Origin of the sequence: Galbibacter sp. BG1 (assembly GCF_013391805.1) — a bacterium.
GTDB lineage: Bacteria > Bacteroidota > Bacteroidia > Flavobacteriales > Flavobacteriaceae > Galbibacter.
Genome location: NZ_CP058364.1, coordinates 2636442 through 2652864, shown reverse-complemented (window position 1 = coordinate 2652864; position 16423 = coordinate 2636442). Strand labels below are relative to the sequence as shown.

General features: G+C 35.8%; 14 protein-coding genes. 6 read left to right on the top strand and 8 right to left on the bottom strand.

Going from position 1 to position 16423, the window contains the following annotated elements:
• Positions 1–18: 18 nt before the first annotated feature.
• From HX109_RS11680 to HX109_RS11655, 6 genes are all read left to right on the top strand, one after another.
• The gene (locus HX109_RS11680) at positions 19–489 is read left to right on the top strand and encodes a DUF4870 domain-containing protein (RefSeq protein ID WP_178952167.1); all 471 of its coding nucleotides are present in this window, start codon (positions 19–21) and stop codon (positions 487–489) included.
• A gap of 85 nt (positions 490–574) precedes the next feature.
• The gene (locus HX109_RS11675) at positions 575–898 is read left to right on the top strand and encodes a PadR family transcriptional regulator (RefSeq protein ID WP_178952165.1); all 324 of its coding nucleotides are present in this window, start codon (positions 575–577) and stop codon (positions 896–898) included.
• 11 nt (positions 899–909) lie between these two features.
• Positions 910–2592, top strand: coding sequence for a PspC domain-containing protein (locus HX109_RS11670; RefSeq protein ID WP_178952163.1), 1683 nt, complete (start codon positions 910–912; stop codon positions 2590–2592).
• A 33-nt stretch (positions 2593–2625) separates the two neighbouring features.
• Positions 2626–3327 carry a head GIN domain-containing protein gene (locus HX109_RS11665; protein WP_178952161.1) on the top strand — a complete coding sequence of 234 codons (702 nt, stop codon included), beginning with the start codon at positions 2626–2628 and terminating at the stop codon, positions 3325–3327.
• Between the two features lie 134 nt (positions 3328–3461).
• Entirely contained in the window at positions 3462–4472 is a 1011-nt protein-coding gene (locus HX109_RS11660; RefSeq protein ID WP_178952159.1) for a dipeptide epimerase, read from the top strand.
• A gap of 1 nt (position 4473) precedes the next feature.
• Positions 4474–5514 carry an aminotransferase class I/II-fold pyridoxal phosphate-dependent enzyme gene (locus tag HX109_RS11655; protein ID WP_178952157.1) on the top strand — a complete coding sequence of 347 codons (1041 nt, stop codon included), beginning with the start codon at positions 4474–4476 and terminating at the stop codon, positions 5512–5514.
• 43 nt (positions 5515–5557) lie between these two features.
• On the opposite strand, the gene HX109_RS11650 is transcribed toward HX109_RS11655, so the two are convergent.
• The 8 genes from HX109_RS11650 to HX109_RS11615 all read right to left on the bottom strand — a co-directional run bounded on the left by HX109_RS11650 (position 5558) and on the right by HX109_RS11615 (position 16296).
• On the bottom strand, positions 5558–6946 hold the full coding sequence (locus tag HX109_RS11650) for a SusD/RagB family nutrient-binding outer membrane lipoprotein (RefSeq protein WP_178952155.1): 1389 nt from the start codon (positions 6944–6946) through the stop codon (positions 5558–5560).
• Positions 6947–6957: 11 nt separating this feature from the next.
• Positions 6958–10125, bottom strand: a complete 3168-nt coding sequence (locus tag HX109_RS11645; RefSeq protein ID WP_178952153.1) for a SusC/RagA family TonB-linked outer membrane protein — start codon at positions 10123–10125, stop codon at positions 6958–6960.
• Positions 10126–10363: 238 nt separating this feature from the next.
• A complete protein-coding gene (locus HX109_RS11640; protein ID WP_178952151.1) occupies positions 10364–11080 on the bottom strand; it encodes a response regulator transcription factor in 717 nt (238 codons plus the stop codon).
• Positions 11081–11084: 4 nt separating this feature from the next.
• Complete coding sequence (locus HX109_RS11635; protein WP_178952149.1) at positions 11085–12656, bottom strand: sensor histidine kinase; 1572 nt, start codon at positions 12654–12656, stop codon at positions 11085–11087.
• A gap of 78 nt (positions 12657–12734) precedes the next feature.
• Positions 12735–13319 (bottom strand): dephospho-CoA kinase, encoded by a 585-nt coding sequence (gene coaE / locus HX109_RS11630; protein ID WP_178952147.1) that lies wholly within the window; start codon positions 13317–13319, stop codon positions 12735–12737.
• Between the two features lie 3 nt (positions 13320–13322).
• Complete coding sequence (locus tag HX109_RS11625; RefSeq protein WP_255462688.1) at positions 13323–14180, bottom strand: YbbR-like domain-containing protein; 858 nt, start codon at positions 14178–14180, stop codon at positions 13323–13325.
• A 107-nt stretch (positions 14181–14287) separates the two neighbouring features.
• On the bottom strand, positions 14288–15289 hold the full coding sequence (locus tag HX109_RS11620) for a glycosyltransferase (RefSeq protein WP_178952143.1): 1002 nt from the start codon (positions 15287–15289) through the stop codon (positions 14288–14290).
• A 188-nt stretch (positions 15290–15477) separates the two neighbouring features.
• Positions 15478–16296: an enoyl-ACP reductase gene (locus tag HX109_RS11615; protein WP_178952141.1), complete on the bottom strand. Its 819-nt coding sequence runs from the start codon at positions 16294–16296 to the stop codon at positions 15478–15480.
• Positions 16297–16423: the final 127 nt, after the last annotated feature.

Sequence of the window (16423 nt, the reverse complement as noted above, 5' to 3'; positions counted from 1 at the left end):
TCAAATCAAAAAACGAACATGGAATCAACCATCAGCAAACACGAAAAAAATCTGGCAGCTATTATCCACCTGTCTACTTTTTCAAAGTATTTTATTCCTTTTGGAAATTTTATCATCCCATTACTTCTTTGGACATCAAACAAAGAAAAACTAGGCTTTGTAGACGAAAATGGGAAGCAAGCCATTAATTTTCAAATAAGCATTTTGCTTTACAGTATTATTTTAGGCTTGGTAGCCATTCCCATCGTTTTATTTACAGCTTGGGAATTTGTGGGCTTTGCCAATTTATTGGAGCACAATAGGCACGATGTAGATTTCAATTTTGAGCATCTTTCGGGCTTTGGCTGGAATGCTGGCTTAATTGGCCTTATCGGGATGCTAGGTATTGCCTTGCTCATTACGGATGTATTTTGTAGCATTATTGCCACCATTAGAGCAAACGAGGGTACGGTATACAAGTATCCATTTACCATTGCGTTTATAAAATAATTAAAATATCATCAATTAAAATCAATCACATCCACGCTGTGGACAATCAAAAAACGAACTGTTTAACAAAAAGTATCATGAAACCATGAATATAGAAAACACAAAAGCACAAATGCGTAAGGGGGTTTTAGAATACTGTATTTTATCCATCCTGGAAAATGAAGATAAATATGCATCAGAAATTCTTGAAACCTTAAAAAACGCAAAAATGCTTGTAGTAGAAGGTACTATTTACCCCCTGCTTACAAGGTTAAAAAATGCTGGCTTACTGAGCTACCGTTGGGAAGAATCGACCTCTGGTCCGCCACGGAAATATTACACGCTTACCGAAGAAGGTAAACTATTTTTAAAAGAACTCGATACCACCTGGGACGAGTTGAGAAATGCAGTTAATCTGGTAACAAAATAAAAACACTAACTATGAATAAGACTATAAATATAAATCTGGCAAATACGTTCTTCCACATAGATGAAGATGCCTATATAAAACTACAGCGGTATTTGGATGCCATTAAGCGTTCATTTACAGATTCTCAAGGTAAAGCCGAAATTATTGCCGATATAGAAGCAAGGATCGCCGAATTGTTTTCTGAAAAACTAGCGCATGAGCGCCAGGTAATTACCAACACCGAAGTTGACGAAATTATAGCCATCATGGGGCAACCAGAAGACTACTTGGTAGATGAAGAAATTTTTGATGACGAACCAAAAGCACATAGCAAAACAACTAAGAAAGAGCGCAAACAACTCTTTAGGGATACGGAAAACAAATATATCGGTGGGGTTAGTGCCGGTTTAAGTCATTATCTCGGGATCGATGCTTTATGGGTGCGATTGCTATTTGTACTTACCACTATTTTCTCCGGATTTGGAATTTTGGTTTACATCCTTTTCTGGATTTTAGTGCCCGAAGCAGCTACCACCGCGCAAAAAATTGCAATGACCGGAGAACCTGTTAACATAAGTAATATTGAAAAAAAAATTAAAGAAGGTTTCGACGGGGTGACCGAAAAAGTAAAAAGTGTAGATTACGACAAGATGGGCGAATCGGTAAAAAAAAATTCCAAAAACTTTTTTGATTCCGTTATAGCCGTTATACTCTTTCTTTTTAAAGTCCTAGCAAAGTTTATAGGTATTATTGTTATAATCGTTGCTGCCACTGTTTTAATCGGACTTTTTATAGGTCTCTTTACAGCAGGAACCATTGATCTTTGGGGAAATCAGCCGTGGAGGGAATTTATAGATATTACAGTGAATGCGCCCGTTTGGTTAATATCTCTATTATCGTTCTTTGCCGTTGGAATTCCGTTTTTCTTCCTGTTTTACTTAGGACTAAAGATTCTCGTGAACAATTTAAAGTCGATTGGGAATTTTGCCAAGTTTACTTTATTGGGTGTTTGGCTACTATCCATCATCGGACTCATAACTTTAGGGATAAGAACAGCAACCGATTACTCTTATAATGCCCTAGCAACGGAAACTGAAATCCTAAGCGTTGCAACTAACGATACATTGGAAATAAGAATGCTGGAAGCACAAAACTTAAAAAACAGGTATTACAGGGACTCCGACTTCGATATTGCGATGGATGGAGATAGAAAAATGATATATCGGGAAGATGTAGAATTAACCATAAAACAAGCGCCAACCAATGAAGTACGTATAGAAATAGAAAAACATTCCCAGGGAAGTAACTACAATGATGCTTTTGAAAGAGCTGATGAAATTGATTACACCTATAAAATGGATGATAAAATATTATTTCTAAACAATTATTTAACCACAGATTTCGATAACAAATTTAGAGATCAAGAAGTAGATGTTACGCTTTACGTACCAGAAAATATGTTAGTGAAGCTACACAACTCCATGAGGTATAACATTTCTGGGAATATTAAAAACGACCAGAATTACTACGGAAGATCACTCGCCAACCACACTTGGAAAATGGACAATAATGGTATTTTAAACTGTACCGATTGCCCGATTGAAGAGATTATTGAAGAAGACGAAGGTGTTAACGAAAAACCTTCCGAAGAAATAGAAAAAGTAGACAGTTTAACAACAAAAAATATCGATTCGATAACTGTCGATAGTTTATAATAAACCAATTATCAATCACAAAAAACGAACATTATGAGTACTTTAATCAAAGTTTTTATCGCCCTAGTAATTTCCATATTTTTAATTTCCTGCGACTTTAATTTCAGTAATGGAACCCAAGGAAATGGAAATGTAGTAACCCAACAAAGGGAAGCCAACCAAACCTTCGAAAGCATCAAAGCTTCGGAAGGGTTGGATGTATTTGTCACACAAGAAGATCAAACTTCCATTCGCATTGAAGCCGATGAAAATGTAATAGATTTAATTGAAACCAATGTAAGTAACGGAAAATTAACCATCGAATGTAAAAATCCTATAGGTCGGGCAACCTCCAAGAAGATTTATGTTTCCTTACCAGAGATTCGTAGTTTAGAAAGCAGCAGCGGGGCCGATTTGAGTACGATGGGAACCATTAGAGCTGACAAAATATCACTAGATGCTAGTAGCGGCAGTGATATTAAAGCAGAGCTTCAATCTAACGAGGTTTCCCTGAATACCAGTAGTGGTGCAGAAATTGAGGTTTACGGGGTTACCAACACCCTAAACGCACATGCCAGTAGCGGGAGCGACATAAATGCGCATCGTTTAAAATCTAAAACCGTAGATGCCCATGCCAGTAGCGGAGCCGATATTGATGTAAATGCTGCCGATGAAATTGCCATCCATAAATCTTCTGGTGGAGATGTAAGCTACAAAGGGAGCCCTAAAGTAGTAAGCAAAGTAAAAACAAATTAAATAACCATTTAAAACAACTAACCAATTTTAAACAAGCATTCTGTTAAGGAATGCTTGTTTTTTCACGGGATTTTTAGAGAATTCTCAACGGTATTTTTGACCTCTATTTTATACCTTCGTAAAAAACAAAAAACATGAAAGTTTCGCTCAAAAAATACGTTCTGGAATTAGAACATACTTTTAGTATCTCACGGGAATCCCACGATTTTCAAGACAGCTTAGTCGTTGGTTTAACCCTTAATGGAAAAACAGGGTTTGGTGAGGCTACGGCGAATCCATATTATAAGATTACAGTGGCTTCTATGATGGATGAAATAAAATCCATTGAGCCAGCGATCAATGATTTTGATTTTGACAAACCAGAAGATTTTCATGCTTTTTTAAAAGAAAAAGGATTGAGTAATTTTGCCATATGTGCACTAGATTTGGCGGCTCATGATCTCTACGGAAAACTGAAAGAAAAACCACTTTATGAAATTTGGGGAACTTCTAATGAAAGCTATCCCATTACCAATTATACTATTGGTATCGATACGGTGGAAAAAATGAAGGAGAAAATGCTGCAAAAACCTTGGCCTTTGTACAAAATTAAATTAGGTACCCAGAACGATGTCGAAATCATTCAAGAGCTTAGAAAACACACGGATGCTATTTTTCGTATTGATGCCAATAATGCTTGGTCTCCAGAACAAACCTTGGAGCTAGCCCCTAAATTAAAAGAGTTGGGCGTTGAATTTTTAGAACAACCCCTTCCTGCGGATAATTTAGAAGGTTATAAGCAAATAATAGATGAGTGCGTGCTACCCATTATAGCCGATGAAAGCTGTATCGTTGAAGAAGATGTAGACAAATGTTACGGACATTTTACAGGAATCAATATTAAATTAACCAAATGTGGCGGTCTCACCCCTGCGCTGCGTATGATAAAAAGAGCTAAAGAACTAAACTTAAAGGTAATGGTAGGGTGTATGACAGAATCTTCGGTGGGAATTTCTGCAATTGCACAACTTACCCCTCAATTGGATTATGTGGATATGGATGGTGCTATGCTCTTAAAACACGATATTGCGAAGGGCATTGAGATTTTGAAAAGTGGAAAATTAGTATTTCCAGCCCTAGGAGGATCTGGAGTAAAGCTCCTTTAAAATGGCACATCTCATTGATGAATTTCCCGGAAGGACGATTACTACTAAAGATGGAACATTTCTTTATTTTGGTGGCACTGCCTATTTGGGGTTGCAAACCTTACCAGAGTTTCAAGAGCTATATATAAAAAACATCAAGAAATACGGTACTAATTATGGAGCCTCCCGAAAATCCAATATTCAATTTTCCATTTTTGAAGAAACCGAAAGCCATTTAGCAACAAAAATAGGAGCACCAAAATGTTGCACCCTTTCCTCCGGCTATCTAGCTTCCCAATTGGTAAGTCAGTTATTCTCTACTGGACAATATCAAAAGTTTATAGCCCCACATTCACACTCATCACTTATTGGTAAAGGCGATATTCAGTTTAAAGAAATAGAAGGTTTTCGTAAAGCCTTTAAAAACCCCATAGCGGAAAAAACTCCGGTTATTTTTTTGGATTCTGTAGATTTTACCAGAAGCACGTATCCAAATTATACAATTTTAAAAGGTTTGGATCTTTCAAAATCGATTTTGGTCTTAGACGACTCCCATGGCTTTGGGATAATAGGCCAAAATGGTTCTGGTGTTTATGGATTATTACAACAATTTAAAGCCAAAGAAATAGTGGTTTGCGGCTCTTTAGGAAAAGGATTTGGTATACAGGCGGGAGCTATTTTTGGAGATGAGGAACGAATCGCATCCATAAAAAAATCCAATTTTTTTGGTGGTGCCTCCCCCGCCCTCCCTGCAGCAATGGCAACCCTAAAAGAAGCGGAGTCCATTTACAAAAGCCAACTAAAAAAACTAAGACATAATACTGTTTACTTCAGCAAAAAATTAAACGATAAATTAACCTTCACCCAATTGGGTGATCATCCTACCTATACTTTCTTCAGCAAAGATTTGACAGAACACCTATATCAAAAAAATATCTTGATTACAAGTTTTCACTACCCAACCGAAAATGATCCATTAATGAGCAGAATCGTTCTAAATGCGCAACATACCAAAGAAGATTTGGATCAATTATTAGAGGCCCTACATCAATTTACATTATAAAAAAAGCTCGAAAATCGAGCCTTTTTTTGATTGAATTGAAATATTATTTATCCCACCAGACATTTCCATAAATATCATTTTCACCTCCAAATTGTCGTTGTATAGCTTCGTTATAGCTATCTTCATTATTAAATGCTTCATTATCCGGATATCCTAGTCTATTTGGTATTTCAACCCCATTAGGTGAAACAAAAATATCTGGTAAGCCTGTTCTTCTATATTCAGACCAAGCTTCATATCCAAACATGTACAAATGGATCCATCTTTGCAAAGCGATTTGTTCCATAGCCAAATTTTCATCAAAAGAAATATCGGTTTGATTTAAATATTCAGAAACGCTCTCAGCACTGCCCGTCCATTGCAAAATAGAATTTTCAATTGCACTTTCGTAATATTGTTGGGTACTGGCATTTATCCAACCTTTCTCTGAGGCCTCAGCCATTGCAAAAAGAATTTGTGCATACGTTAGTAAATAAACGGGAGCGTCTTGAGCATAAATATCGTCTCCCAATAGAGAAAACTCTTCGGTACCGATATTCTCTTCCTCCCCATAAGGTAGCCCAATATACTCGCCATTACTTCTTGCTTGATTTGCATAAACAACTAATCTAGGATCATTAAAAGGCTTCATTTCTTCAACCATACCTTCTGTTATGGCCCACCATTCTCTATTTCTATCCACAATTTGAGTATACCAATAATTCTGATTATTTGCTTCTGCTAAATGTTGAAAAAACAAACTATCATCGTTTGAAGAGAAAACGCCTGCATTCATAGCCGCAATGAATTCTTCCCTTGCTTTACCTGGGTCTACTTCAGAAAGTCGAAGAGCCATTAAAAGCCTAATGGAATTGGATAATTTTTTCCATTTCTCCATATCTCCATTGTAAATAATATCATTATTTAGATCTCCACTAACAATCATTTGAGAAGCTTCTTTAAGCTCTTCAAACAAATCGTTGTAAATAAATTCTTGGGTATCGTATTTCGGGGTAAAATTCTCTTGTCCTTTTAAAGCATCAGTATAAGGAACATCTCCCCATCTATCCGTTATATTCCAAAAATAATATGCTTTTAATATCTTGGCAACTGCTAATTGATTCAAAACTGGTCCATCTGTAGCAGAAAGATCTTCAGAAGTTAAAACAGCTTCTAAATCCGCAAGAGGTCCCTGATACCAACCATAAAAACTAGTGTTCTGTACTGGATATAGCGACACACCTACGTATTGAGACTCAGCCAAATATTGGGCAAAAAATTCTCCTTGTGGAGAAGAACTCAATCCCGGAAGCGATAATTCTGCCTGAGCTATAAGTTGCATCCCAGAGGCCTTGTTTGGTGCATTAGGATTTGAATTTATCTCATCATCAAAATTACTACATCCTGCTAATAAAATGCCAATGAGTAATATATTTATAAAGTTTGTTTTCATTTTAGTTACATTTAAAAAGTGACATTTAAATTCAATCCGTATGACCTTACAGTGGGCAATTGTCCAGATTCATACCAACTAATTGATTGTGCTCCCGTTGATATTTCTGATGGATTTATTCCTTCTGGAGCTTCTTGCCAAATCATAATTGGATTTCTTGCTATAAAAGACAAGCTCATTGTTTCAAAAGGTAAACTATTCATTAAACTTTTTCCAAAGTTATATTGCACCCTCAATTCCCTAAGCTTAACGTAAGAAGCGTCGTATAGCCATTCTTCATAAATTCTTCTACCCAGAGTATTTCTGTAATAGGATCGTGCGTCAACATATGCAGTAACAGGTTCCCCTGTAGATGCAGAAATACCACTAACTTCTACACCCCCTCCTTCTTCTAAAGGATCTCTAACATTCATACCGTTATTGTTGGTAGCAACGGTTATAGCATCCTGTCCAGTTCTAACAGCTAACATTTTAGATCTACTAAAAAACTGACCTCCTCCTTGGAAATCAATCATCCCTGTAATAGCAAACTGACCAATTCTAAATGTATTTTGTAGTCCTCCATTAAAATCTGGAAGAACAGATCCAAAATTAAAAGTTGCATCGGTATATAGAGGCATATTATTATCATCAAGAAGAATCTCACCAGTAGCCTCATCTCTTTGATAGGCCTGTCCAACTAAACTTCCAAAAGGCTCTCCAACATAAGAGTTTAGATAACTTGTTACCGAGGCGTAGGTTGTAGAGTCATAGGTATAAACGTCTATGCCCGGAGCAAGCTCTGTAACTTGACTTTCGTTTTTATTAATATTAAATGTAAAATCCCATGAGAAAAAATCACTTTTAACAGGGGTTGCCCTTACCGTTAATTCAAACCCGTCGTTTTCGATAAGACCTGCATTAATAATGCTGGAACTATATCCGCTTGTTCCAGATACATCTAAATTTAATATTTGATTTTTATTTTTTTGCTGATAATAAGTAAAATCAAAGCCCAATCTATTACTTAAAAAGTTTAGTTCTAAACCTGCCTCAAATGAGTTTGAAAAGGAGGGCTCTACGATTGGATTATTAAGCCTATCCGGAACGAAAAGGGTATTAACACCATCGTAAACAGTTCCTACTCCAAAATAAGTACTTGTTTGATAAGGACTCAAGTCAGAACCAGCTTGCGCATAACTCGCTCTAACCTTACCAAAAGATAAAGGCTTCCAGTTGATTAATTCACTAAATACAATACTTCCAGAAACAGAAGGATACCAATAAGAGTTATTTTCGTCTGGAAGAGCAGAAGAATTATCATTTCTAATTGAAGCATCAATAAAATAAGTTCCATCGTAACCTAGTGAAACCAAACTATAAAAACTTCTAATTTTTTTCTGTAGAAGATACGAAGTAGTATTAGGTCTATCGATAGACGCATCTATATTATAAAATCCAGGAGAGGAGAGCCCACCTACGGTACTTTGGGAAAGATAAGAATAATCTCTCTCATAAATGTTACCTCCAATAGTTGCATCTAAAGAAAACTTATCCCAAGCTTTTTTATATTGAGCTAAAAGTTCATAATTAAATTCTTTGTTTTGATATTTACCAACAGAATATGACGGCAATCTCGTTCCTCCAAAAGCTTGTCGCTCTTCGATATTTTGAGTAAACATATCCGTTCTTATGAATCCACTTATTTCTAATTCTGGGATGATTTTATATGACATACCTACATCTCCAAAAAAACGATCCCTGTAGTCGTTGCTTATGTTCTCATAAGCCTCGAAATAAGGATTATTCCAGTAGAGAGGATCGAAATTAGTAATTTCTCCAGTATTAGAATCAGGTCTTCTTAAATTCCAATGCAAAAAAGTCCCATCTTCATATTTATAATCCCTTAAACGGTTCATATCTATATTCCTTTGAAACCATTGTACTAAATAACTACCTCCGTATTCTGACCCCTGTGAAGGTCTTTGTCCCTCATTTCCAGCATAATTAATATTACTGGAAACACTCAGGTTTTCAGTCAGATTTAAACTCGCACTCAAACCAATATTGGTACGGTCTAAATGTGTATTGGGAACCACTCCTTCCGTATTCGTATGATTGGCACTTAACCTTATTGAAGTGTTTTCGTTTCCACCAGTAATAGAAATATTATTATTAAAAGTAGTTCCAGTGTTATAATAGTCTTCCACATTGTTTGGATGCGCTACGAAGGGAGTTAATTTACCATATTCAGCATCTTGTGGATAAAAACTATAAACTTGTCTAACCGGGGTACCATCCATTTTAGGTCCCCAACTTTCATCCACACTCATATCAACATATGGATCTCCATTCGGTAAGGTTCGAAAACTTTGACTAGACCCTCCTCCGTAAAGGTTTTGAAGAGGAATAAAATTGTAAGCGGACTCTAAAGAAAATGATGAAGAAAATTGAACTCCGACTTTTTTAGGCCCTTTCTTACCTTTTTTAGTAGTAATCATTATAACACCATATTGTCCTCGTATACCGTACAATGCTGAAGCTGCAGGCCCTTTTAAAACATTTACCTCAGCAATATCATTCGGGTTGATATCTTGGGCAAGGTTACCATAATCTGCTTGATCACTTCCAGAAAAATTAGCATTTGAAATGGGAGTTCCATCAATTACAATTAAAGGTTGGTCTCCACCGCTAATTGAATTAACTCCTCTAATTTTAATTTTTTGAGTTCCTCCCATACTAGCGCCAGAAGATCCAGTTACTTGAACACCTGCAACTCTTCCCGACAAAGAACCCAAGACATTCTGTTCATTTGTTAAAGTGAAATTATCTCCGTCCACTTCTTGAGTGGCATATCCCAAAGACTTCTTATCTCTTGATATCCCCAAGGCCGTAACCACAACCTCGTCAAGACTTTGGGCGTCTTCCACCATTGTAACGTCGATTACGGAATTAGAACCTACGGTCTTGTTAACAGTTTTCATCCCGACGTATGTAAAAACAAGTACGTCGCCTTCGGAGGCATTTAAGGTGTAATTACCATCAAAATCGGTTGTAGTTCCTTTTGAAGTTTGATCTACTACAATAGTAACTCCTGGCAACGGAGTTCCTTGTCCATCTGTTACTGTACCTGAAACATTCTGAGCAACCCCAAAACCAGCATACAATAATAGCGACATTGTAATTAATAGTTTATTCATTTTGTAATTTTAAGTTGATTGAAATGTAAAAATAAGAAAACTTTACAGTAATTTAACAATTAGAAGCGTTTTTGTTAAATTTATAAAAACACTGTTAGGTTTAAAAAGCATTAGTATACAATAACCTAATTTTTTAAGAATAATGCAATAAAAAAAGGATATCAATTTTTTGACATCCTTTTAAACAAATTTACTGTTTTATTTATAAAAAGTGAAAATATTTCAACTTTAGCTGATTTTAATTCTCAGCTTCACTCTTAACAACTAACCTAAATCCTTCACCGTGAATGTTTAAGATTTCAACCTCATCATCCTTTTTAAGATACTTACGTAATTTTGCGATGTAAACATCCATACTACGGGAAGTAAAATAATTATCGTCTCTCCATATTTTTGTTAATGCTAACTCCCTTGGCATTAAATCGTTTTCATGCAAAGCCAATAAACGTAACAATTCGTTTTCTTTTGGAGATAATTTTATAGGCTCTTCTTCTTTATATGTAAGGAAACGCAATTTTGAATTTAAATGGAAGTTTCCAATTTCAAACTCAAACTGTTTGCTGTCTGCCAAAGATTCTGTAGACTTTCTCTGAATAATTGCCTTAATTTTAAATAATAAAACTTCAGAATCAAACGGTTTGTTCAAGTAATCGTCTGCGCCAACCTTGTAACCTTTTAGCACATCTTCTTTCATTGTTTTAGCTGTCAAGAAAATAATTGGAATATTTTCATCCTTTTCCCTTATTTCTTTAGCCAACGTAAAACCATCTTTGTAGGGCATCATTACATCTAGTATACACAAATCGTAGTGATCTTTTCTAAACTTCTCATACCCTTCCATCCCATTTTTAGCTAGGGTTACATCAAAATCGTTCATTGATAAATAATCTTTAAGAACGATTCCAAAATTGGGATCATCTTCTACTAATAAAATCTTTTTGTTTACTGTTTCCATGTTTCTATATTAAAGGTAACTTTACAAAAAAGGTACTTCCTTTGTCTTTTTCACTCTCGGCATAAACTTCTCCCTGGTGGTCGTCTACGATACTTTTTACATAAGCCAAACCAAGTCCATGCCCTTTTATATTATGAATATTCCCTGTTGATTCCCTGTAGAATTTTTCGAATATTCTTTTAAGCACGGCTTTACTCATCCCGGCTCCTTTATCCGTAATTTTAATAACAATGCTGTTTTTTACCACTTCGGTAAAAACGTCTATCTCTGGTGCATTCGGTGAATATTTGTTGGCGTTATCCAAGATATTCACCAAAATATTCGTTAAGTGAAAATCGTTTCCTAAAATTTCACTTCTAGATGCGTTTAAATGGGTTTTAACATGTCCGCCTCGATTCTCAACCATTAACTCTACATGGGCTATGGCTTCATCTATAATATCATGAACGTCTACTTTATCTTTACTGATGTCTAATTGGTTTTTTTCCAACTTAGATATCCTAAGGACATTTTCAACTTGGGCATGCATCCGTTTATTTTCATCCCTTATCATTTGCAAATAGCGCTTTACCCTGTCGGAATCTTCAAATGCTTTCGGGTTTTTCAAACTATCCAACGCTAAATTTATGGTAGCAATGGGTGTTTTAAACTCATGCGTCATATTATTGATAAAGTCTGTTTTAATTTCAGAAATCTGCTTCTGTTTTATCAATTGATACAAAGCACTGGAGTATGCCACTAAAATAATAAGTGTAAACACCACCGATAAAATAGCCATTTCGATGATAGAAGAAATTAAAAACTTTTTCTTTTCCGGAAAACTTACCAATAAATCGTAATTACTGTTGCCTTCACTATCTTTAAAAAGTGGTGTTTTGTAACGTGATTGTGCCAATTGAATTCTATTACTAGAACGCACTTTGGTAACCAAACCTTTGCTAAATATCCCGTAGTCAAAATTCAGCTTAATTCCTCTATTTTTCAATTCCTTTTGAAGCAACAATTCTATCTCCTGCCTACTTACCCTTTTATGGATAGGCACTCTTTTGGCCGCCTCCTTAAAAACATCTTCAAACTGAGCTTTGTCTAAGGCAGAAAAACCACCTATTTTCTCTATTCGCTCCACAGGGGAATACACTTTCCCATCAATTCCATATTCCTCCTTAAAAATTTGAGTGGTTCTCTTACTCGTATAATTTTTTATGGTTGAAGAATCTGCATTGTTATTATCAAAGAACGTTGAAGATATACCATAATCTTCTTCTAAAATTCCGTGGGAATAAATAAGTGTTTCATTACTATTCCTATCTTTTTCAACAAAAAAGAACTCTCTTAAAGTGGCTCCCTTTAAATCACCAATACTGTCTTTAAGCTTAATATATTTATCGAAATAATCTCTTATTTCCCGATCCTCTATTTTTTCTGAAACAGAATGGAGAACTTGAGAAATCATATTCGAAAACTGTTCTTCCTTGTCGTCTACTGCTGTCTTTATCCAATAACCTTGAACGAATATAATCCCCATTAAGGATAAACTCATTAAAATTACCAGAAGTACAAATAAGCGTCTACTCATTTGGTCAAAATTAAGGCTTTGTAATAAGGTATGTTAAGCATTTAACCTAACGTTAACAAAAATGTTAAAATTTTTGGTTCAAATGCTTTTTTTGAGTATTAAAGAATGGACTTTCGTCACAAATTCTTTGGTGGTATCCAAATTTATATTTTCAATGATAAAATCAGATTTTTTTACTTTTTCTTCTTCACTCCACTGATTTTTCATGCGCGCTTCAATAGCTTCCCTTGTAGCAGTATCGCGCTGCAAGACCCTCTGAATTCGTATTTCTTTGGGGGCAGTTACGGTAAGCACTATATCGCAATCTTTATAACTTCCGCTCTCAAAAAGAATGGCAGCTTCCTTAATAACATAAGGGGCCTCCTGCTTTTTCATCCAGCTGGAAAAAGACCTGCCCACCGCCGGATGAATGATTTTGTTTAACTTTTGAAGTTTTTCTGGATCTTTAAATACTATGTCTGCAATATATGTTGTATTCGGGGAATCACCTTTGTAAGCCTCCTCTCCGAATTCATCAACGATGGCATTTTTAACGGCATCATCGGTATGCATCAATTTCTTTCCTTCCGTATCGGCTATAAATACAGGCACCCCTAATTCAGCAAAAAAATCTGCCACTGTAGACTTCCCACTACCTATTCCACCTGTTAAACCAACTATCATAAACTATTGCTTTTTAATAAGGAATTCCAATTTTGTATCCAATATCTTTACGGAACTGATATATGAAGGTTTTTCCTCAAGTTGTGGTATTACAAAATTGCCGCTGTTTTTTATCTCGTTGTAATCGCAAACCACCTTAAAGGCATTTTCATTTATATTCTTAAGCTGGGAAATGGGAGCTTTACAGAGTAGTTTTACCTTTTCTGGGTATAGCTTTACACTCCTGTTTTCTGGAAGGTTTTTAACCTGCACGGGTACCAAGATAATTTTTTCTGAATACCTTTCCATTATACCACTAATTTCAACTTTTTGGGCTTCAAATTCTAGACTTTTAACCGAATCTGGAATTTTTAGAGGCAAAGTATATTCGAAGGTGCCTCTTACATTTTTATAACTGGCTTCCTCTGTCTCTACTTTAGAAATCTTTTTTACCAGATCTTCGGGACCGCGCACCCAAATGCTATCTGGGGAAATGGTCAACGAGTCTTTTAATTGATGATCTTCCGCAAAATTAAAACTGACGTTGGGCACTATTTTTATGTACTTCTTTTTATTAACCCCCAAATTAAGTAAAATGGAATCTTTTTCAATTCTCCGCACAATAACAGACTTATACTGGCGCTCTATCTCCTTTTCAATATCAGAATCAAGCATAAAATAAGAGTCTTCCCCTTTCTCATTAAAATCTGGTAGTGCTAAATTGAGTTCCCTCTTAAAAATACGATAGTTCAAAATTTTAAAACCTGAAGCTTCTATATTTACTGTAACATCCTTTTTGGGATTCCCGAGCATTAATTTATCTTCTGGAACCTGGGTATAGTTCAACTTGAAGTTGACGTGGGAAATATAGGTATCCGACAATGATATTAAAAACCAGATAAAAAAGGAAATCACCAAAAACATCAAAAAAATTGACGCTTTGGGCTTCCTTAAAAGAGTCCGTAAATACACTAATAACCTTCCTGCCATTAATTAAAAAAGAGTTTTGGAAATATTTGCTCTGGTTTTTTATTGGAAAAGGTAATTAAAAAAGTAGATTTTACAAAAGCCAATCCATAACCAAAAAACTGAATTACCATCGCAAAAATCGATAAAAATGCGATTTTTACACTTTTATTTTGAAATAGTGACTCCATGAAAATTGCCACAAAATATACTCCATAGAGTTTTAAGAATAATGAAACACCTGCTGTCCATAAAAGTAAAGACACTATAAAACCAATAACAAAAAATGAAGGGAACCAATAAGTCAATTTTTTAGTTTCGGGATGCCATGAATTTAAAATTGGTCGTGTCAATCCGAATTTTTGGACTTGCTGATAAAATTTCTCCCACGAGATCCTACGTTTATGGTATACAAAAGCCTCAGGGATCAATATTGTTTCAAAACCTGCCTTCCATAACCGTATGGTAAGATCTGGATCCTCGCCGGGATGTATTTTACCGAATCCCCCAGTAGCTTCAAACGCCTTTCTGGAAAGTCCCATATTAAAACTACGTGGCTGAAATTTATTTACTGCTTTTTTACCCCCGCGAATGCCCCCAGTGGTTAAAACAGAGGTCATACTATAATTAATTGCTTTTTGAAGATCGGTAAACGACTCATGGGCAGCATCGGGTCCACCATAACAGTCCACATAATTTTTCTCCAACGCCTTATGCGCCTCTTCCAGATACGAAGGTGGCAGGATACAATCGGAATCCAATATAATAAAATAGTTACCTTTTGCCTTTCGCATCCCATAGTTTCTGGAATCGCCTGGCCCTGAATTTGGCTTAAAATAGTAGGAGATATGTAAATCTTCGGCAAACATTTTCACCACGCCTTCCGAAGAAATCGTAGAACCGTCCTCCACGATTACCACTTCAAAAGGAATAGCACCTGTAAGGGATTTCATACTTACGAGTAATTCTTTAATTTCTTCCGGACGGTTATAAACCGGAATGATAAAAGAGAAATCTAAATTCATTTAATTGTTATTATTCCCAACGATCAATCAAGAAAGTGAAAATTTGATGCTTGTATAAAAAAACTGTTTGAAAAGTGTTTTATTGCATTCAACTTGCACCTCTCAAACAGTTCTGTATATTTTTTAAAATAGCCGTCCACGGAAAAATCCAAAGAGCAACGCTTTTAAATTTAAATTCGCGTGTGGAACTAATCTTCTTTCATAAACTTGGCCATAACCTCATTACTAACCCCAGTATTCGAGAATCCTCCGTCATGGAAAAGGTTCTGCATGGTTACTTTTTTAGTAAGATCAGAAAATAGACTTATGGTATAATCAGCACAATCTTGAGCGGTTGCATTCCCCAAAGGAGACATCATGTCTGCATAAGCGATAAATCCGTCGAACCCTTTAACGCCTTGCCCAGCGGTTGTTGGCGTAGGTGATTGTGAAATGGTATTAACACGTACGTTTTTTTCCTTTCCGAAGAAATAACCAAAACTTCTTGCTATCGATTCTAAATAAGCCTTATTATCGGCCATATCGTTATAATCTGGAAAAACACGCTGCGCCGCCATATAGGTAAGCGCTACAATACTTCCCCACTCGTTCATGGCATCTTTTTGGTAAAGTGTTTGACACACCTTGTGGAAAGATAAGGCAGAAACATCCCAACCTTTTTCAGTAAAATCGTACTTCTCATCGGTGTAATGCCTTCCTTTTCGAACATTGATGGACATCCCAATAGAATGCAATACAAAATCGATTTTACCTCCTAAAATCTCCATGGATTTTTCAACAAGGTTTTCCAATTCTTCAACATTGGTAGCATCGGCAGGAATAATTTCAGATCCTGTTTTTTCTGCCAACTCCTTAATTTGTCCCATTCGCATGGCTATCGGCGCATTGGTCAAAACAAAAGTAGCTCCTTCTTCATGGGCTTTCAACGCTGTTTTCCAGGCAATTGAATTTTCATCCAATGCTCCGAAAATAATTCCTTTCTTTCCTTTTAATAAATTATATGACATATTTTTCTGGTTAATTGCTTGTTGAACTTCAGAAGCTCAAAATTATTCAAATTATTTGTAACTAACCATCCTTTATTGCAAATAAATAAAGCTGAACTTCCTATTCCTACTATATGGACGAAAAAAC

Excerpts from the sequence above, each read along its gene's own strand:
- HX109_RS11680 (WP_178952167.1), top strand. The coding sequence starts at position 19 with ATGGAATCAACCATCAGCAAACACGAAAAAAATCTGGCAGCTATTATC.
- HX109_RS11675 (WP_178952165.1), top strand. The coding sequence starts at position 575 with ATGAATATAGAAAACACAAAAGCACAAATGCGTAAGGGGGTTTTAGAA.
- HX109_RS11670 (WP_178952163.1), top strand. The coding sequence starts at position 910 with ATGAATAAGACTATAAATATAAATCTGGCAAATACGTTCTTCCACATA.
- HX109_RS11665 (WP_178952161.1), top strand. The coding sequence starts at position 2,626 with ATGAGTACTTTAATCAAAGTTTTTATCGCCCTAGTAATTTCCATATTT.
- HX109_RS11660 (WP_178952159.1), top strand. The coding sequence starts at position 3,462 with ATGAAAGTTTCGCTCAAAAAATACGTTCTGGAATTAGAACATACTTTT.
- HX109_RS11655 (WP_178952157.1), top strand. The coding sequence starts at position 4,474 with ATGGCACATCTCATTGATGAATTTCCCGGAAGGACGATTACTACTAAA.
- HX109_RS11650 (WP_178952155.1), bottom strand. The coding sequence starts at position 6,946 with ATGAAAACAAACTTTATAAATATATTACTCATTGGCATTTTATTAGCA.
- HX109_RS11645 (WP_178952153.1), bottom strand. The coding sequence starts at position 10,125 with ATGAATAAACTATTAATTACAATGTCGCTATTATTGTATGCTGGTTTT.
- HX109_RS11640 (WP_178952151.1), bottom strand. The coding sequence starts at position 11,080 with ATGGAAACAGTAAACAAAAAGATTTTATTAGTAGAAGATGATCCCAAT.
- HX109_RS11635 (WP_178952149.1), bottom strand. The coding sequence starts at position 12,656 with ATGAGTAGACGCTTATTTGTACTTCTGGTAATTTTAATGAGTTTATCC.
- coaE (WP_178952147.1), bottom strand. The coding sequence starts at position 13,319 with ATGATAGTTGGTTTAACAGGTGGAATAGGTAGTGGGAAGTCTACAGTG.
- HX109_RS11620 (WP_178952143.1), bottom strand. The coding sequence starts at position 15,289 with ATGAATTTAGATTTCTCTTTTATCATTCCGGTTTATAACCGTCCGGAA.
- HX109_RS11615 (WP_178952141.1), bottom strand. The coding sequence starts at position 16,296 with ATGTCATATAATTTATTAAAAGGAAAGAAAGGAATTATTTTCGGAGCA.